Consider the following 19,079-nt stretch of genomic DNA (forward strand, 5'->3'; position numbering starts at 1 on the left):
TTTTCTATTTAGAGTAGTTTGTATTGATTGATCTTTGCGATGTAGAGATAGATTGCGAGTTCGAGGTGTTCGGACTGCTTGGTTATGCACCAGGATCTTCGTGCTAGGCGTTTGATATGATCGCGTAGTTTTGCGCAAGTGTGATTGACTGCGAATAGGGGATCGAATTTCTTTTTTTCGGTGGAAAGATATTTCTGCTCTCTGGACTTTTCTTTTTGCTCTGCGCTTAAGAAAGTCTGATGGGTGGAACCTTTAAATATTTTTTTGACATGCGTTTGATAATGGGGATTTTCATCGGTCTTTATGAGAGGGATAGCTCCGGATTGTTCTCTGATCTGATGAAGTAGCTCAGGAATTTTTTTAGAGGTCTCATTAGGGCGAGGACCGTATTTCTTATAAGAGATCGCGGCGAGTAACCCAGTGGCTTTGGTTTTTGCTACCTGTGCGCCGATGATACGATATTTGTCATCAACGGCAAGAAGTATACTGAGTGGTTTTAGCTTGGTGTGTTCAATGGAAAACATCTCGTCGAACTGAAGCTCTTGAATAATAAATCGTTGTTTTAAATGAAAACTTTTTGCCAGTCGGCCAAGCCAAATGGATTTTAAATAAGCGGTTTTATAGGAACAATCCAGAATCCTTGCAGACTCGCGGATACTGACTCCTCCCGTGAGCAGTCTAAATAGAGGTGCATTGAGATCGGATCTGATTTGTTTAAATGTCGGAGAATGGGTGCGAGTGGAATAGGTCTTTAGGCAGTGCTTGCAATTATAGCGAGGGATGTAGGTTTTAGTGCTCTTTTTATAAAAGTAGCCTCTTTTGACGAAGGTCAACGAGCCACAATGGGGGCATTTTCGATGTTGAATAGAGAGCTGAGACATAAGAATCAGCGTTGAATGCAAAGATAGGTCTTAGTGGAGAAATAACCAAGATGGAAAGGGGAGATGCTCTATGTTCGGTCTCCGAACATTTCAAAGATGGTGATTTTCCAAAATCACCACATTAGTTGATCAGTTTCAAAGCACTCCTTAGAAGTGCTTGCCATTTTCATAGTAAGATTCTTTGGCGAGTTCCTTAAACAGCACCACAACATCTTCTTCTTTGCCGACCAGCTCTTTGATGTGGTCGGTAATGATTCGGGCACAGGCGTTCTTGCTTTCTTGAGAGCGCGGAAACCACAAGACTTCAACAAAAGGGTAAGACTTGGTGGCCTTTCCTTGCGTGAAAAACTTTGTCTCGACCAGTTCAAAAGTAAAATTGTCGATGTCGGTATGAACAGCCACTGCAAGTTCCTTGGCAAGAACTCCGCTGAGCTTGGCAACATGTTCTTCGGTCATTGCACGCATGCGGATATGAGGCATAGGTCTTCCTTCCGTGGTTAAGCCGGGTGGACGATTTTATCGCGAGTCTTGAGGAGCTGCGCGATGATGCTAAATGAAATTTCAACCGGAGAGTTCGTGCCAAAATCTTCACCCATAGGGCAATAGAAAGCCTTCAGTGTTCCCTCGGGAATTCCTGCTTTGCGCAGATCATCTTCTAAGCGCAGTCTTTTCTGATCACTGCCGATGTTTCCGACATAGTGAAAGCGACTGCGGTGTTTCATAGCTTCAATTAGAATCGGCATGTCGGTGCCATGACCCATCGTCATGAGTGTCAAATAACTGCCAGCCGGCAAGGACTCCACCTGGTCTGCCATCTTGTCCGTGCAAATTGTTGTGAGCTTGGCTGATTTTGGCAGACGGGCAATCCATTCTGGGCGGTTGTCGTAGCAAGTCACCTGACAGTCGAGCATCAAAAGCATTCTAATAAATTCTTGAGCAATATGGCCCGCGCCAAAAACCACGACATGAAAGGGATTTTTGGCTTGATACAATTCAAAGAAGAAGCTGACCACACCACCGCAGGTCATGCCGATATCTTTTTGCAAATTCCAATCAACGAAGTGATTCGTCAGGTTTTCACGAATCATGCGTTGCGCTTCTATGATAGCGGCATTTTCAACTTTTCCACCGCCCACAGTGCCGTATTCCAGACCATCCAACGAGACGAGGGCTTTTGCACCCACATCTTGCGGTGAGGAGCCCAGTTGTTTTACCAGAGTAACAACAACAAAGGTCTTGTGGCGTTCTTGCAGATCTTTAAATGCGGAAAGAAAATTCTCAAAGTTTTGATGACTCATACTTCGCTAGCTCCATAAGAACGACTTCAGGTGTTGCAGGGGAGATGATCTGTGGAATCGCACCCCGAGATTTATATCTCAAAGCATCCTTAATCGCCGTCCATACGCTGATACCCAACAAGAACGGTGGTTCGCCCACCGCTTTTGATCTGTGCACATTCGCGGTGTTGCCGTTGTTTTCAATGAAGTCGACATTGAAAATACGGGGAGTGTCTTGCACATTAGGAATTTTATAAGTCGTCGGAGAGTGACTCAACAGTTTTCCGTCTTTATTGTGATAAAGCTTTTCTGTTGTCACCCAGCCCATCGCTTGCACAAAGGCGCCGGTCACTTGCCCACGGTCAATTCCGGGATTCAAGCTGCGGCCCAAATCCATCAGGATGTCTGTGCGAAGAACTTTATATTCCCCCGTGAAGACATCAATTTCCACTTCGCTGGCGGCAACTCCATTTGTGAAATACTTAAAGGGAGTTCCCACGCCCTTGGCTTTGTCATAACCAAGGCCTTCCGTTTTGAAGTGAGCATACTCGCCCAAACTCAAGCGATTGAAGTAAGCTTTCATTAGAAGCTCATTCCAGCTCATGGTTTTGCCAGACGGCAGATGTTTAATTTGACCATCTTTAAATTCAAACTCTTCCAATTTCAAAAGAGCTTCATTGAGTGGAGGACATTCGTTCACGTCATCCATCGGTGCACCAGCAAGTGTTAGTTGGAACACCCATGCCAGGCGCTTCTTAATGCCTTCCGCCGCCTTTAAGGCTGCGGCCCCGTTGATATCAGCCCCGCTCGAGGCAGCTGTCGGAGAAGTATTGTGATTCTTTTCAGTCGAGGTCGCCATGACTTTGACTGCGGCGGCGTCAATCCCAAAACAGTGTGCGACAATTTGTTGAATTTTGGTGTTCACACCTTGCCCCATTTCTGTGGCGCCGGTGGAGACTTGCACTGTTCCGTCTTTGTGAACATTGACGCTGGCATTCCCTTGATTCAGGAAGCGCGCAGTGAAGGCGATACCAAATTTAGTCGCCGTCATGGAAAGCCCGCGAACTTTGTGAGGATTCTGACGGTTGAACTCATCAATGGCTTTACGACGTTCACGATATTCACTGTCGGCGGTGAGCTTGCTGAAGAGTTCTTGCAGCGGCGTGTTTTCAAGCTTTTGACCGTAGTGAGTGACATTGTTTTCCGGACGATAACAATTGCGTTCGCGCACGGTGAGGGCATCTATTTTCAGATAAGTTGCGATCTCTTCAATGATGCTTTCGATGGTCATGGAGCCTTGGGGGCCGCCGAAGCCGCGGAAGGCGGTATTGGAATACATATTCGTGCGGCAGACATGGCCTTCGATATAGGCATTCGGCAAATAGTAAGCGCCATCGATATGGAAAAGTGCACGATCTAAAATGGAACTTGAAAGATCGGCATAGGCACCGCCATCCGCATAGAGATGCGCTTTCAAGCCAAGGATATTGCCTTCGTTATCGAAAGCCACATCGTAGAAGTTTTTAAAAGGATGTCGTTTGCCGGTCATCGCCATGTCGTCGTCTTTTGACAGAATTAAACGAGCTGGAAGTCCCATTTTTTGTGCGACAATGGCTGCCATCGCGGCAAAGGGAGCGGCCTGACTTTCTTTACCACCGAAACCTCCGCCCATGCGTTTTACCACGCAGACCACTTGATGCAGGCTCAGTCCCAAAGCTTCCGCAACGACATGTTGGGTTTCGCTGGGATGTTGCGAGCTGGAGTGAATCTCGATCTGACCATCTTCAAGGGGATAAGCGACGCAGGCTTGAGATTCCAAGTAGAAATGTTCTTGGCCTCCGCACTCGAATACTCCAGACAGACGGTGAGGAGCCATGGCCATCGCTTTATCGATATCTCCACAGCGCATCGGGCCTGATTTGCAGATGAAGGACTGCTTGGCGATGGCCTCATCGATGGAAAGAATTGCTGGAGCCTTCTCGATTTCAAAGGTGACCAGACTTCTCGCTAACAACAACTTTTCATAATCATCGCCAACCAAAAGTAGTGCGGGCTCATCATAGTAACCGATCTTGTCACTGACTAAAATCGGCTGTTCTTGAACAATGGTTCCCCAAATATTGTGATGAAGATCCTTGGCTGTTAAGACGGCTACGACACCCGGAGCTTTCAACGCTTTTTCATAGGAAATACTTTTAAGTGTCCCGCTGGCGCAGGGGACACCGACAGGAAGAACCAGAAGTTCTCTTTGCATGCGGGGACGGTCTTCAATAAAGACACTGGTTCCCGTGACATGGCCCAAAGACGAATCGTGTGGAATGTTTTTTCCTATGGACATACGGCCTCCGCCTTTGACTTATCCGATGACTTACCAGACGGGTTCATCTCAACAGAAAGTTCATGGAAACATTTTTTGAATAAATTGGCAGTGACCAGGCGACGGTACTCTTGGCTCGCACGCAAATCAGAGATCGGCGTGATCAGAGATGCCGCCAAGACTCCGGCCTCTTCAAATGTTTGAAGTTCAAAAGTTTTACCCTGAAGTTTTTGTTCAAGCTCGGTCAAACGAATGACACAAGGACCGATACCGCCCATCGCCAGACGAGCTTCGGCAATGTGGTTGTTGTCCATTTTGATAACTGCCGCAAAGGTCACCGCAGAGATATCCAAATCTTTGCGCATCGAAACCTTGAAGAATTTATGAAGCCAGAATTGTTGGTTTCCAGGTTTGGTTAATGCGGGAATTGCAAGACCCACTGCGATTTCATCGTCCGTTTTATCAAAGACCTTGTAGCCCTTGTAAAATCTTTTCAGAGGAACGCTGCGAGTTCCTTTGGTGGAAGCAAATTGAATTTCAGCTTCCAGCGCCATCAAAGCGGGAATGCTGTCACCAATCGGGGAACCATTGAGAATATTTCCCAGCAGCGTTGCTTGATTCTTAATTTGCGGAGAAGCGAAAATATGCAGAAGGCGTTTTAATTCCGGGTGAACATCGCGGATGAAAGTTTCCACTTCGCTCAAAGTCACTTGAGCTCCGATGAAATCTTGCGTGGCAGAACTTTCCAATTTGCGAAGCTCGGCAACTTTATTCAGAACCAGAACTTCAGATAAAATCATCTTCCCTTTGTTGACGACGACTCCCAAGTCCGTCGCTCCGGCCACGATACGAACTTGGGGGCGGGCGGCTTTGATGGCCAAAGCACTGGCTAAAGTTGTGGGAATGGAAAGGATGCGGTTTTCACCTTGAATCTCGACATCACCATCCAAGGCTTGAAATTCTGTCTTGAGTGTTTCGGTTAAATAGCGACTTGCCAAAGAAACCCACTTCGGAAGCTCAATGTGAGTGGCCGCATTCAAGATGGGCTCATAGCCCGTGCAACGGCACAGATTGCCCGTAAGATAGTTGCGCGCTTTTTTCTCGGTCACTTCCGTTTGGTCTTTGGCGCAGTCTTCAGCCAGCTGAGACATCGAGCAGATCATGCCCGGTGTGCAGAAACCACATTGGCCACCGTGAAACTCACGCATTTTTTCTTGCACTTCACTCAAGGCTTCTTGGGTGCGCACACCTTCAACAGTGACAAGGACGGCCTGGTCAAAAAGAAAAACGGGGGCAATGCAGGAGTTGATTGCGCGAAATGAGGACCATTTAGAATTCTCTAAAGAAGAAGCCAGGACTGTGCAGGCCCCGCAGTCGCCTTCAGCGCAAACGACTTTTGTACCCACCTTGTTCAAAACATTTCGCAAAAACTGCGCAAGAGGTTGGAAGGCTTCATCCCCGCGGACGCAAAGGGTTTCACCGTTAATATTGACTACGATATGGTTTCTTTTTGCTGTTTGACTCATCCTAAATGGCTCTCACGAAAACTGTCGGATTTCAATGAATCCCAGTCGTCTTCAGGCCGTTTGGCACGCGGTGCTAGAAGGGAGTCTAGAAGGTCGATCCAGGGAGTTTTAGGAACTCCAGCTCCTCTCGTGTGGAGGGGCGCCCCAGGAACTCATTACGATAAGGATAACGTCCAAAGCGATCGATGATTTCTTTATGAAGAAGCTCATATTCAAGACTACCCTCCAAGCCAGGTTGTGAGAAGAGGCGAACAGCCTCCTCATGAATCTTTTGGGATTCGCTGTGCATATAGGGCATGTACATGAAAGCTTTGCTGATAGGGGACAGGTGCTGGTCATCGCCGCTTTGCACGGCCTCTTGAGCTAAGGCCAAGGCCAGACGGTCGTTTTCAAATGCGCGGGAATCATCGCGATACATGTTTCTTGAAAATTGATCGAGGACAATAATTTCAGCCAGGCGTCCTTCTGGAGTCTTGCGCCAGTCATAGGTTTCACAGAGCACGGCTTTGTTGTGAATATCAGTGAAACGCTCGCGGATCAGGTCATCGAAGTTGTGATCCTTTGCAAACCACAAGCGACTGTCGATCTCTTCAAACCAAAAATTCAGAATATCCTGAGAGTTGATTTCCATGGCTTGAGCATCCTCTGAAAATCTCCCCGCGTCCAGTCACCCTGCCGACTCACAAGGCACTCACAAGACATTATCGCGCTTTAGGGCGGTATTCAAATCATCGACCAGTTCGTGGAAGTAATCATCTTTGCGCAGCTTGATCTCAATCTGGCTTTCCGGTTTGACCTTTATCAGGTGCAAAATTCGGCGAATGTTGTAGAGAGGTCCGACAATACGACTGGTCAGGCGGTTTAAAAAGTAAAAGCCCACAACTGCACAAGCACTGACTGCAAACAGTTCATAGATTAAGAAGACCACTTTGAATTTTGCGATAAACTCCGCGATGCTCATGGAGCCCAATTCGCCAAGGGCGGCTTTGGTTTCGAGTTTATGTAAAAACATTGCGGCCACAAGAATTTGACTGAGGAAAACGAAGGCGACAAACAGTCCAACATACATAAGAAGGTCGTATTGGACTTCGCGATCAACTATGAGTTTACGTCTTTGATTCAATAATCCCATATATGCACTCGCTCTCAGAAAAGGTTTGTGATCCTGCATAAATTATATCTCACCTGTCGGCAAATACCAGAGTGAGGCTCTCTCTGAGACAGACTGAGAGAGTGCGAAACTCTTCGACAGTGCCGGTTGGGAAGCATGCAATTTGAGCTGCTGATAATGCTGCGAAGTTCCTAGACAGTGTTAAACTTTAGGTCACCCCTCGAGGTGGTTGTTTTCCAAATTTGTAATTTCAGAGGTGAATTTGACCACGACTTTTCTGACGAGGATAACAAAAACAAGCAGTAAAGGAGCAACCCATGTCTGAAAATCGCATCTTAATTGGACGAGGTGATCAGCCTTGTTACCTCGAAGGTCGCTACGCCAATCGTCATGGCCTCATAGCGGGTGCAACGGGCACGGGTAAAACCGTCACTTTGCAGCTTTTGGCCGAAGGGCTTTCTGATTTGGGTGTTCCGGTTTTTCTCGCCGATATCAAAGGCGATCTGGCGGGGCTTTCACAAAAAGGTGATGACAATCCAAAACTAAGTGAGCGGGCGCGGCAGCTGGGAGTGAGTAACTATTCTCATCAAGCCTATCCGGTCGTTTTTTGGGATGTCTTTCAAAAAGAAGGGCATCCGGTGCGAGCCACTATTTCAGAAATGGGTCCTTTGTTGCTTTCAAGATTGTTGAACCTCAACGATACGCAAAGTGGTGTACTCAGTCTGCTCTTTAAATACGCGGACGATAAAGGTCTTTTGCTTTTAGATCTTAAAGATTTGAAGGCGATACTTTCTTTTGCCTCAGAAAACGTGGACGTAATTGGCAAAGACTACGGGGCTCTTAGTAAGCAAACTCTGGGGGTCATTCAAAGGGCGCTTTTAAGTTTGGAAGAGCAGGGGGCGGAAAACTTTTTCGCGGAGCCGGCCCTGAAGCTGCAGGACTTTATGCAAACTTCCGTGGATGGACGAGGGCCCATTCATATTCTTGCGGCAGAGAAACTATATCAGCAACCGACCTTATATGCGACTTTCTTGTTGTGGCTTCTGTCGGAGCTTTTCGAAACTTTGCCAGAGCAAGGAGATAAGGACCTGCCAAAGTTGGTGTTCTTTTTTGATGAAGCGCATTTGCTATTTAATGATGCCCCGAAAGCTTTGCTGGATAAGGTGGAGCAAGTTGTGCGCTTGATTCGCTCCAAAGGGGTGGGGGTTTATTTTGTGACCCAAAATCCTTTGGATATTCCAGAGAATATTTTAGGCCAGTTAGGGAACCGGATACAGCATGCACTGCGAGCTTTCACCCCGAAAGATCAGAAGTCAGTAAAGGCGGCTGCAGAAACCTTTCGCGCCAAAGCGGGACTTGATGTGTCTGCGGTCATCACAGAGATGGCCGTTGGTGAGGCCCTTATTTCAACATTGAGTGAAGGAGGGGTGCCCACTCCTGTAGAGCGTGCGAAGATATGTCCACCGCAATCACGCATGGGCACCATTACTTCAGAAGAACGACAGGCTGTTCTCTCCAGATCACCATTTAAGAATCAATACGATCAAAAAATCGATCGGGAATCTGCTTATGAAAAACTTCAAAAACGCACGGAAGGTCAAGGAGGTGCAGACCCTGCGAAAGTTAAAACTGCTAAGAAAGAGCCCGACTCTATGTGGGAAATTGCCACGAAAAACGTCGTGCGAGCGGCAAGTTCAAAGGTGGGACGTGAGCTAGGACAAAGTCTTCTGCGCGGAATCCTGGGATCACTCAAAAAATAGCTATGGAGCCTGGCTCCATTCAAACAGCCAGTTCGACAAAAAACTAGGATTCTGTTTTTCTTGTATGCTAAAGTTTGATTTCTAGACAGGAGACAGAATGAAGTTGCAGGGTGGAATCAATTTTCGCGATATGGGTGGATATCAAACCAAAGAAGGACGTAAGGTGAAGCCGAAGTTCTTTTTCCGCTCTGGTTCGTTGTCAAAATTGACTCAGGAAGATCTTGCACAACTTCAGGCTTTGTCGATCTCGCATGTCTTGGACTATCGCGACACCCATGAATCTCAAAAAGATCAGGATTTGCTCTGGCACGGAGTAAACTACGAATGTTGTCCTGCGAATCCACCGTCTCATGCAATGACTGCTGCGATGGGGGACTGGTTCACCAAAGAGCGCCTGGAATCATTGCCTGCTGACTATATGGAGTCCTTGTATCAAGCGCTGCCTTTCGGGAACTCAGCCTATCGGCGCATGTTTCAAAAGATGGACTCGTTGGATCGCGGTGGTTTGCTTCAGCACTGCGCCGTTGGTAAGGATCGCACGGGCGTGGGGTCAGCCTTGTTGCTTTCTTCCTTGGGTGTGAAGAAAGAGACAGTTTTGGAGGATTATCTTAAAACCGAAGCGGGCCTATTGCCGTTTAAGATGCAAATCATCGAACGCGTGGAAAAGTTTCTTTCCCCCAAAGCCATGACTCGCTTCGAATACATGATGTCGGCTAACGAGAACTTCCTGAATGCCGCCTTTGACGAAATCAACAAACGCTACGGCAACCTGGAAAAATTTCTCGAAACCGAATACGCCATCACTCCGGAAGTCCGCGAACGCTGGCAACACAAGTTCACCGAATAAAAAAGAAGGGAGCAAATCAGCTCCCTTTTTTAATGCACAGAGTGAAGCAAAAGGTGCCTGGCACCTTTTGCTGATGAAGCCACCTGGTTAGAGGAGGCGAAGGACTTTTGTTATTTCTTCTTCGGTGTTGAAGGCGTGTGTGGAGAGGCGGATGCCCCCGCCACGTCGGGCGAAGTTGATGTGGTGATTGTTCAAGGTGGTGATGACTTCTTCGATGGAGATGTTTTCTTTGGGATAGAAATTCACCATCGGGGAAATAGCAGCTTTGCCGAAGGGATTGAGCAGGGTGTGGCCTTTGCTTTCCAAACCTTCGCGCAGTTTGCTGGCAAGTCTTAAGGCTTCGGCCTCGATGACTTCCACGCCAACATTGTGGATCAGCCTGCAGGAAGCACCCAGAGCGGTGATTTCCAAAACTTGTTTTGAACCGGGTTCGAACTTTGTGGCATCTCTTTTTGGTTCGCATGCAAAGTCAGAAGGATCATCACAGGTCCCATAAGTATAAGCGCCAATCACACGTGGTTTCATGCGCATCGCCAGTTCTTTGCGGATAGCGAGATAACCGACGCCCACGGGGCTCACAAGCCATTTGTGACTACCACCAGCGACAGCATCAGCGCCCCATTGCCAAAGTTTACAAGGGTGAATGCCAAGGCCTTGAGCGATGTCGATGAAAACCAAAATACCGCGTTTTTTACATTCTTTGATGACTGCTTCCGTATCCATTCGAGCGCCAGAGCTGAATTGCACCCAACTAAAGGCCGCGACTTTGGTTTTCTCTGTCAAAGCTTCAAGATATTTCTCAGTCGGAGTTTGTAAATTTGCTTCGGACTTTAAGACCTTCAAAGAAGCCTTCGCCTGATCGCAAGCTTCTTTCCAAGGATAAAGATGGCTGGAGTATTCTTGGTCCCAGATCACCACTTCATCGCCGGGCTGAAGATTCACACCGAAGGCAAATTGATTGATCGCTCCCGCAGCGCTTTGATACCAGGCGATCTCATCATGTTGACAGCCAATCAAAGAAGCCAAGGCGTGGCGAGTAGACAAAACATCCGCCATATAATCAGCATCAGTCCAAAAGCCTTCTTGGTAAAAGCGCTCCGCCCAATACTGAACTTTATCACGAGCCGCTAGGGTGATTGGTGCTAAGCCGGCATTATTCAAATGAATCAGTCCGGGTTTTCTAGCAAATTGCACTTGGAATTCTGCAAGCTTAGCCAAACTCATTTACACGCCCATTTCTTTCAAAGAGTTGCGAATGATTTCCAAAAGGGTGTTTACCTCAGCGAAATGACTTCTGAAGCCCAACAAACAAACACGAATGACAAACTCTTTATTCACCGTGCAGCCACTGAGGAAAATCTTTTGTGACTGATTGATATGAGTCAAAAGTTCGCGCGTCATTGCTGACTCTTTCATCTTGAAATTTACGATCGAAAGTTGCGGCTCCGCCAGAACTTCCAAGTCCGAAATACCGCGCAGCTCATTGGCGAGATATTTTGCCAATTTCATTTTCTCTTCCAAGTTGACCTGGAAGGGACCGATGCCCAATGTCTTAATCGGCAACCAAAAGCGCAGGCCTCGGAAGTCTCGGGATAGTTCTGGAGAGATGTCTGCAAAATCTAAACGACCGTCTTCATCTTGAAGTCCCGGAGATGGTGGCATGTACGTCGGAGCCCCGGTGTAATCATAACTCATCAAGGCGCGATCGCGCACAAGCAAGCAGCCGGTTCCATAAGGAAGCGACAACGACTTATGTGGATCAAGAATAATCGAATCTGATTCAGCAATTCCTTTTAGCAGATTCTGACCCTCTTCCGTCAAAAGGAAGAAGCCACCATAAGCTCCATCAACGTGGAACCAAAGATTGTTCTTTTTCGCAATAACCGAGATCTCAGCCAGGTTATCAATGGCCCCTGTGTTGGTGCTGCCCGCAGTTCCGATCACACAAACAGGTTGAAGACCTTGTGCGAGGTCGGCGGCAATCTGCTTTTCTAGCTCCGGGACATTCATCTGAAGTTTGTCATTCACAGCGATCAAGGTCAGAGCCTCTTTAGGGAATCCCAGGATGCTTAATGATTTTCCAGCGCAGTGATGTGCATGTGCCGAAGCATAGAATCGGGCGCGGCTGAGATCGTATCCTTTGAATTTTGCTTTGCGCGCAAGACTCATAGCGGACAAGGTCGCAAGACTTCCACCGGTGGTGAAGAATCCTGCACTCTGAGATGGATAACCGACCATGTTCAAAACCCAACGAAGGGCCTCGGCCTCAAGGCTGACCAAACCTGGCGACAGACTATAATGACCAGTGAATTGATTTAAAGTCTGTGACAGAGCTTGCGCCATATTGCTGATCGCATTTCCGCTTCCCGCGACATAAGCCATATAGCCTGGATGACCAGGTTGTTGTCCCGTTGGAACCAGTTCTTCCAATACAGTTTTCAAAAGTTTTTGAAAGTCATCGGGGCGATCAGGGAAAGTCTTCACGCTTTGATAAGGTAGACGGAAGTCTTTGGCAACGTCATTGGTGGCAGGATCCAAAGCCGTGCCCATCGGCGAAAGTTCCGCGCGATGCAATTCAAACTTCAAGATGGTGCTTTGAGTTTGATTCCAAAGTTCCTTCATTTCCGTTTCATCCAGCTCTAGAGGCTGATTGACCTTTTTCCACCAATCGGTGTGCTGCATCTGATCGCGCACATTTTGTCGGCGCGGATGAACATAGTCGCCAGCTTGTTTGAGCTTGGTGGATTCGTTGTCAGAACTGCCATCCAAAGTTGCGGCAATACGGAAACCTGCGTGCTGGAAGAAGTGAGGTCTAAAGTGAAAGCGCGCCCATTTGCTGGCTTCATGCCCGCAACTGATAAAGCTTCCGCCCAAGATCATCTGATGTTTTCCATCAAAGCAGGGAGTCGAGAAGTCATCATACAAGGGGTGAACTTTAAATCCATCGAGGGGATTGAATTGATCCTCAGCCCATTGCCAAACATTTCCAAAGAGATCTTTCACGCCCAGTTTATTTCCTGAATAGAAATTCACAGGGTTTGCGGAAGAGAATTGGAAGTTCAGGTTGTAATCAAGTGAGCGCAAAGACTCTGCGCGGTTGTTGTAAGAATCTTTTTGCAAAACAGGGTCAGTGTCGGTCTCACGCAAACGCACATGTTCGGGTTCTGTGATCAATCGATAGATCAGTTTACCGTGATCTTTCTCTTGCTTCCAGTGAATGTAAGCTTGTGCTTCGTGATAGTTGACCTCTGCGGGCCAGCTCCACGGCATGTCAACGATTTCAAAAATTGTTCTAAGCTTGTAGTCGTGAAGTCCTTCCGGTCCATGGGCCACCCAAAAAGTCGGACGTTTGGTGTTACGGAACTTTCTCCATAACAAACCTTCCTGACTCCAATACTTGTCATTGATATAGCCCAAGCCGGCTACAAATTCGTAGTACTCGCCATTGCTGATCAGTTGATTGGTAACTTGGAAGTCCTTCACAGTTTTGGTGCGAGAACCATATTCGTTGTCCCAACCAAAAGAAGGCGCCGAAGGTGGCTTTCCATATTCCACCTTGCCGCCCGGGACTTGCACCCATTCCGCCACTGGATAGTCTTTTCCCGCCACAGGCTTTGAAGGGGTTTTCGTAAGAGCGGAAGGATGCAGCGGAGCCCAGTGCTTGGGCGTTTCCACCAATTCCAGAGGAAGCTCGCGAATAAGTACGCTGGAAGTTTCAAAGTGAATTTTCTCGTGCTCAAAACCCATGAATAAAGACCAGAGCGGGGATGAGGGACCGAGATTTCGTTGTGCGCTTGGCTCCAGGTCAGGGTGAGTTTTAATAACATTCACCACGATATCGTAAATCTTTTTACGATACTCATGCACAGCCTGAACCTTCGGCCACTGCATTTCATTTTTGGACATATCATCCCAGCTCATCTCGTCGACGCCGGTTTCAAGAATTTTCTCCAGATACAAATCCACTGGATTGCTGACGATCCCAGCCAGTCGAAGTTTATTGTAGTAAAGAACTGCGGGATGGCCGTAATAGAAGATCAAGGGATGACGTAGTTCATGATAAGGAGGGCGAATGTAAGTCGCCTCGTTCTTCAAAGCAGAGAACAGAACTTCCGTCAGTGTCCAAGTGTTGTTGAAATAATCCAAGACATCTTGGCGAGTGCAGATTTGCAAATTCACCAAGGGCAGTGCTTGAAGAAATTTTTGCTCAGGATGGTAACCAGCACATTCCTCAGGAGGAAGACCCGTCCACCAGTTTTTACCAAAAAAGTTTTGAACCTCATTCGCGCCAGTGCGGTCGACCTGAGGAATGGATAGATTCGGATTTCTTTGTAGTGAGACAGTATAAGACATTGTGGTCTCCATGTGAAAAGGCACAAGATAGGATATAATTATTCACCCGAATCTACAATGTTTGACACTCCGTTTGTCTTGACTTGCCCAGTCGCTCAGGAACACTACCTAGGCCCCTTAAGTTTATCTAAGCGAAAGTTGAATTAGGTACAGTTGAAGATCTTCATTTCCTTCGGCAATCACCTGTAGATCGCATGCTTTGTTGATTATCAGAGTTTCCTTTGCTGAGACCTTCATTTCTTGACAGCGAAATTTGCCTCGAGCACAGAAAATGTAGTGAGTCTTGTGGGTCAGGGTGAGTTCTAATGCTTGACCAGGCGAGGCCTGCACAAAACTCATCGTCGCATGGACTTTTTCGCGGCGGTATATGACGCCAATGTCTAAAACGGGACCATGAATGAGATCACCTTGGATGGGATCTTCTCCTCGAAATTGAAGGATTTGAGTCGGGCGAAGGTCCTTTTCATTCAAGCGAAGACCTTGGCCTTGGTAAACCGCCAGGTAGCGATCACATCCAGGAAATTGGGAGAAAGGGTTGTTGTTTTGGACGGAGGCAGAACTTACGCGCCACAAAAAACTTTCATCAGAAGAATTTGGGGGGAACTCTGTATTCTTTGGAAAAATATCAATCTGTGCTGTCATGCCAAGGCCATTTTTCCAAGGCATGACTTTGTAGTCGGAATATTTGAGCACCTGCAATGTTGTCATCGCCTTCCAGATTAACACTTAGCCAAAGGTAAACGCAAAAACTTCAACACCCGGGCTTAAGAATTCAATTTCAAAAGTCCTATCTTCCAGTTTCTCGGTCTCACTTCTTTGGCGGATCAGTTGATAGAGGCGATTTTCATTCACAATGCCTTCACCCTTTTCATTGATATCTACTCCATGATCTTTACCAGGGGCTTTGCCATCAAGAGTGACGCGAAATGAAATGGCAGTGCCTGGCGTTTGCGGGCCCAAGACCAAATGCAAATCCCGGGCGTGAAAGCGATAGATGATTCGTCCTTTCGATTTGACCGCCACAGCCTTTTCTTTTCCAATGTTCCAACTTCCAGACATGGACCATTCATTGAGTTTGAGGGGGGTGATATTTTTGTATTTGACCGGACTGTCCGCTTTCACAGCCGGATCAATGTGCAAGTTTTTTGCGCGGGCATAGCCAATGTAAGTCTCCGGTGATTTGACGTCACTGAACTTGGAGGCGGCCAAAGCACCTTCGCCCTGAACCTGTGAAGTCACGAGATCTGATGTGTTCATTTTCTGGCCCGTACCTTCATGAAGCAGTTCTTGGATGACTTGTTCAGACTTTGCATAGCCTCCTTCGCCAAAATGGTGATGACGGATTTTTCCATTGCGATCAAAGAAGTAGTGAGCCGGCCAATAGCGATTTTCGAAAGTATTCCAGATGGAATAATTGTTGTCCATTGCGACCGGATACGTGATTCCCAAATCCGTCAAAGCTTTGGCGACATTTTCGGGATCTTTTTCAAAAGCAAACTCTGGGGTGTGCACACCAATGACAACCAAGCCTTGGTCTTTGTACTTCTCAGCCCAAGCTTTGACATAGGGAAGAGTGCGCAGACAGTTGATACAAGAGTAAGTCCAGAAGTCCACGACAACCACTTTGCCCTTGAGGGACTCGAGTGTCAGGGCTGGGGAGTTCAGCCATTTTGTAGCCCCCGCAAGATTTGGCGAGAGCGCCAGCATGGGATCCTCCTTCGTACCCGCAGCGACAATTCCACTCGAGGGTTTAAAGAGATCAATCAAATGACTTTCCAAATCTTCAGTTTGCAACCGGGAGATTCTAGTCAAAACGGTGCGATCCAGATTGAAAGATATGGCGGCGACACCAAGAAGGACCGCGATACCCAAAGTTGTTTTCACCGCGCGTTCGGCTTTCAAAGATTTTTTCAAAGTTCCTAAGAACTTGCCTCCGGCAACAAGGGCCAACATCAATGAGGTGGCCGCACCTAAAGCGTAGGCGAACAAAAACCAAACTGCTTTTTCGGGAGTTCCTTGGGTCGCGGCTCCAGTTAAGATTAAACCTAAAATCGGTCCCGCACACGGAGCCCATAAAAGCCCCGTGGCAGCTCCTAAAAGCATAGAGTGCGAGAAAGACGACTGCTTTGCACTTGATCCTGAACTGTTGGAGATTTTTGAACCCAGGCGAGTGAGTGGTTCAAAGATTCTTTCAAAAAATTGCGGAAATACCAGAGTCAAACCAAAGATTGTCATTAGAAAGATTGCGATCCATCGTCCCCAATTATTAGCTTGAGCGACCCAAGCGCCACCCAAAACTGCCAAGCTGGAGAAGCCTGCAAATGTGATCGCCATTCCAAGTAAGAGTGGCAAACCACTCTTACGAAATGGTTGATCAGCCTTTGCAAACACAAAGGGAATCACGGGAAGAATGCAGGGACTTAAGATGGTTAATACGCCACCGATGTAAGAAAGTAAGAAGAGTAACATATTGGCTCCTATTTCTTCTTGAACAAAGGCAAGTATTCACCGTATCCAGCGCTTTCAAGCTTGTTCACCGGAATAAACTTGAGCGACGCTGAATTCATACAGTAGCGTTTTCCTGTGGGCGGAGGACCGTCATCAAAGACATGCCCCAAGTGAGAGTTCGCATAGCGACTGCGTACTTCGGTGCGCGCCATAAAGAGGCTGCGGTCCGTTTCTGTTTTCACTGACTTCGCATCGAGAGGTTTCGTAAAGCTGGGCCAGCCCGTGCCGGAATCATATTTGTCTTTGGAACTAAACAGTGGTTCGCCAGAAACAACATCGACGTAGATGCCTTCTTCATGGTTATTCCAATACTCATTGTGAAACGGCGCTTCGGTGCCGTCTTTTTGTGTGACCTCGAACTGTTCATTTGTCAGTTGTTTTTTGAGGTCAGCCTGAGATGGCTTTTTATAGGCACTGAAGTCCTTGGCCAAGACTGTGCTGCTTGCGGCCAGAATCAGTAATGTTAAAAGGGCTTTATGTCCCATAGAACCTCCTAGTACTGACTTATTCGTTGAGTCTACAAAAAGGTTACAGTTGAATTTTCGTATCTCATAGTTAGACTTTCGATGTGGCGATAGTAATAGATATCTCACTTTGTAACTATTCTTAAAGGCCGTGCGAATGAAAGAAGTGAGTACCAAAGAAGTGAAAGGCCACCTTGCCCAAGATAAGGACGAGGCGGAACTGTCAAAACTCATGCGTTTGGCTCAAGGGGGCGATTCGCAGAGTTATCGTCAGGCTCTTCTGAAGATGCGTGAAATGCTGTCAAAGTATATTCGCAATTCTTTCCGAAGATTCCGCATTCCTGCGGAAGACTCGGCAGAGGATGTTCTTCAGGAAGTTTTATTGGCGATTCATCAGAAGCGTGAAACCTACAATCCCGAGCAGTTTTTCCTGCCTTGGATGTATGCGATCGCTCGCTACAAGGTGATAGACTTTTTACGCCGATCCAAAGTGGCTCTTCGTTCGACGGTCTCATTGGATGATGAACTTGAAAACCTGGAAAACTTGATGGTTTTTGAATCAGACTCCTCGTTGGATGCGGACAAGCTCATTGATTTGTTGCCGGAAAAGCAGAAAAAGATCCTGTTGCTGGTCAAAATCGAGGGGCTTTCAATGGAAGAAGCTTCGGCGAAGACGGGTTACTCGGTCAGCGACGTGAAGGTGACGGTGCACCGGGCGATCAAGTCCCTACAAGAAAAGGTTCAGGAAAAAGTTCAAGAACTGGAAAAGGAGGTTCCTCGTGAAGACAGATGATTTGATTTCAACACTTTCTAACGAGTTGAAGCCTGTCACTCCTTGGGCGGCGCCTGCGAAGATGGCATTGAAATATACGCTCTTTGGATTTGTCTTGGTTGCGCTGGGCTTGCTGTTATCCGGTCCTCGCCATGATTTCTCTGTTAAAAGTTTGCAGTTTCATTTTTGGTTAGGCATTTCACTCTGGACTGCTTTTAGTTTTCTGGGGCTTTCGCTGGCATTTAATTTGGCGACACCGGGACGAAAAGTTTCCCCTGGATTGGCGGTGATCTTTTGTCTCAATTTTGCGGGAATTCTTTTATGGCATTTCTTGCGATTGATGGGAATGAACACGGCAGGTTTGTTGGAAGGATTGGCCCTGGACGGCAGTCGCTGTGCATTGGCGACCACTGCGACCGCAGTGGTTTTGGGGGCGGGAGTTCTCTACCGCCTGAAAAGAGGGGCGAGTCGTCGACCCGGTCTTTCAACTGTCTTGATTGGCTTAGCTGGCTTAGCTATTGGTGGTGTGTTGATTACACTTAACTGTGGCGATGATAACGGAATGCATGTCGTGATGTGGCACTTTGTTATTCCGGGCATTATCACTTCGTTAATTGCAGCCGCCTTCATGGGGCGACTGCTTCGGTGGTAGTTTTTTATTTGAGCAGGGTGCAGTTGAACTCTTGGTACTCAGGAGTTTGATCACCCTCTTGGGTCATTAGAGTTCCTGGGTAAGTTCCTTCAGTCGGGGATTGAGCAGTCAAATTCACGCTCAGTTGGATTCCACGGCCTTCATAAACCAGAGTGTCGTTTGCGCGTTCTGTAGTCATTTTTTTGGCGAAATAGCTTTCAGTAACAACACCGACTAGGGTGGAGTGAGAGACTTGAATTTGTGGAATCCCAGCAAGGCCACCTTCAAGAACTTTGATGGTAGTAGAAAGATCTGCGTAGTTTTTGACGGACTTGCATTCAAGACGAGTGATTTGAATATCGCCACCAGGCTGAGCAAAGGTTGAAATGGTAACAAGGGATGCAATAGCAAAAAGAAGGCTTTTCATTTAAATCTCCTGGATTCATCTTTTGTAGATGAGGAGCTTTTAAACGGAAATGACCTTGGATATCAACTTACTGATATGTAGGGGAAGACTTTTAAAAAACTTTTCAATCTGTCCTCAAAATGGCACTGTTCCATCTTGTTTCGGATTTGTTCGAGCGGCCCTCGAATTCTCTCTATTGAGAGGGCCAACTCCTGGTAAGGGAGTT

The 19,079-nt window shown here is 47.2% G+C and carries 17 protein-coding genes; 4 read left to right on the forward strand and 13 right to left on the reverse strand.

Annotated features, from left to right (window positions below):
* Positions 1-8 precede the first annotated feature (8 nt).
* The 7 genes from NWE73_RS06385 to NWE73_RS06415 form a co-directional block, all read right to left on the reverse strand.
* Positions 9-881: a hypothetical protein gene (locus tag NWE73_RS06385; protein ID WP_277577460.1), complete on the reverse strand. Its 873-nt coding sequence runs from the start codon at positions 879-881 to the stop codon at positions 9-11.
* Positions 882-1,028: 147 nt separating this feature from the next.
* Positions 1,029-1,361, reverse strand: coding sequence for a DUF1904 domain-containing protein (locus tag NWE73_RS06390; protein ID WP_277577461.1), 333 nt, complete (start codon positions 1,359-1,361; stop codon positions 1,029-1,031).
* A gap of 17 nt (positions 1,362-1,378) precedes the next feature.
* On the reverse strand, positions 1,379-2,179 hold the full coding sequence (locus NWE73_RS06395) for an XdhC family protein (RefSeq protein WP_277577462.1): 801 nt from the start codon (positions 2,177-2,179) through the stop codon (positions 1,379-1,381).
* Positions 2,160-4,496: a xanthine dehydrogenase molybdopterin binding subunit gene (xdhB, locus tag NWE73_RS06400; protein WP_277577463.1), complete on the reverse strand. Its 2,337-nt coding sequence runs from the start codon at positions 4,494-4,496 to the stop codon at positions 2,160-2,162. The genes NWE73_RS06395 and xdhB overlap by 20 nt, the downstream gene beginning before the upstream one ends.
* A complete protein-coding gene (locus tag NWE73_RS06405) occupies positions 4,487-6,001 on the reverse strand; it encodes a xanthine dehydrogenase small subunit (RefSeq protein WP_277577464.1) in 1,515 nt (504 codons plus the stop codon). Before NWE73_RS06405 ends, xdhB begins: the two co-directional genes overlap by 10 nt.
* An 85-nt stretch (positions 6,002-6,086) precedes the next feature.
* On the reverse strand, positions 6,087-6,632 hold the full coding sequence (locus tag NWE73_RS06410; RefSeq protein ID WP_277577465.1) for a DUF924 family protein: 546 nt from the start codon (positions 6,630-6,632) through the stop codon (positions 6,087-6,089).
* Between the two features lie 60 nt (positions 6,633-6,692).
* On the reverse strand, positions 6,693-7,133 hold the full coding sequence (locus NWE73_RS06415) for a HAMP domain-containing protein (RefSeq protein WP_277577466.1): 441 nt from the start codon (positions 7,131-7,133) through the stop codon (positions 6,693-6,695).
* Positions 7,134-7,429: 296 nt separating this feature from the next.
* Between NWE73_RS06415 and NWE73_RS06420 the strand changes: the two genes are divergently transcribed.
* Both NWE73_RS06420 and NWE73_RS06425 read left to right on the forward strand, forming a co-directional pair.
* Positions 7,430-8,872, forward strand: coding sequence for a helicase HerA-like domain-containing protein (locus NWE73_RS06420; protein ID WP_277577467.1), 1,443 nt, complete (start codon positions 7,430-7,432; stop codon positions 8,870-8,872).
* Positions 8,873-8,969: 97 nt separating this feature from the next.
* A complete protein-coding gene (locus tag NWE73_RS06425) occupies positions 8,970-9,719 on the forward strand; it encodes a tyrosine-protein phosphatase (protein WP_277577468.1) in 750 nt (249 codons plus the stop codon).
* Between the two features lie 87 nt (positions 9,720-9,806).
* Here the strand turns inward: NWE73_RS06425 and NWE73_RS06430 are convergent, their stop codons facing one another.
* The 5 genes from NWE73_RS06430 to msrB form a co-directional block, all read right to left on the reverse strand.
* A complete protein-coding gene (locus NWE73_RS06430) occupies positions 9,807-10,943 on the reverse strand; it encodes an aminotransferase class V-fold PLP-dependent enzyme (protein ID WP_277577469.1) in 1,137 nt (378 codons plus the stop codon).
* Positions 10,944-14,072 (reverse strand): 5-histidylcysteine sulfoxide synthase, encoded by a 3,129-nt coding sequence (gene ovoA, locus NWE73_RS06435; protein ID WP_277577470.1) that lies wholly within the window; start codon positions 14,070-14,072, stop codon positions 10,944-10,946.
* Between the two features lie 123 nt (positions 14,073-14,195).
* Positions 14,196-14,780 carry a HutD/Ves family protein gene (locus NWE73_RS06440; protein ID WP_277577471.1) on the reverse strand — a complete coding sequence of 195 codons (585 nt, stop codon included), beginning with the start codon at positions 14,778-14,780 and terminating at the stop codon, positions 14,196-14,198.
* A gap of 18 nt (positions 14,781-14,798) precedes the next feature.
* On the reverse strand, positions 14,799-16,541 hold the full coding sequence (locus NWE73_RS06445) for a cytochrome c biogenesis protein DipZ (protein ID WP_277577472.1): 1,743 nt from the start codon (positions 16,539-16,541) through the stop codon (positions 14,799-14,801).
* A gap of 8 nt (positions 16,542-16,549) precedes the next feature.
* A complete protein-coding gene (gene msrB / locus NWE73_RS06450) occupies positions 16,550-17,065 on the reverse strand; it encodes a peptide-methionine (R)-S-oxide reductase MsrB (protein ID WP_277577473.1) in 516 nt (171 codons plus the stop codon).
* A 136-nt stretch (positions 17,066-17,201) separates the two neighbouring features.
* Between msrB and NWE73_RS06455 the strand changes: the two genes are divergently transcribed.
* Both NWE73_RS06455 and NWE73_RS06460 read left to right on the forward strand, forming a co-directional pair.
* Positions 17,202-17,837 (forward strand): sigma-70 family RNA polymerase sigma factor, encoded by a 636-nt coding sequence (locus NWE73_RS06455; protein WP_277577474.1) that lies wholly within the window; start codon positions 17,202-17,204, stop codon positions 17,835-17,837.
* On the forward strand, positions 17,824-18,468 hold the full coding sequence (locus NWE73_RS06460) for an NrsF family protein (protein WP_277577475.1): 645 nt from the start codon (positions 17,824-17,826) through the stop codon (positions 18,466-18,468). The genes NWE73_RS06455 and NWE73_RS06460 overlap by 14 nt, the downstream gene beginning before the upstream one ends.
* A gap of 4 nt (positions 18,469-18,472) precedes the next feature.
* On the opposite strand, the gene NWE73_RS06465 is transcribed toward NWE73_RS06460, so the two are convergent.
* Entirely contained in the window at positions 18,473-18,874 is a 402-nt protein-coding gene (locus NWE73_RS06465) for a hypothetical protein (protein ID WP_277577476.1), read from the reverse strand.
* Positions 18,875-19,079 lie beyond the last annotated feature (205 nt).

It is taken from the genome of Bdellovibrio svalbardensis (genome assembly GCF_029531655.1).
In the GTDB taxonomy this organism is placed as follows: Bacteria; Bdellovibrionota; Bdellovibrionia; order Bdellovibrionales; family Bdellovibrionaceae; genus Bdellovibrio; species Bdellovibrio svalbardensis.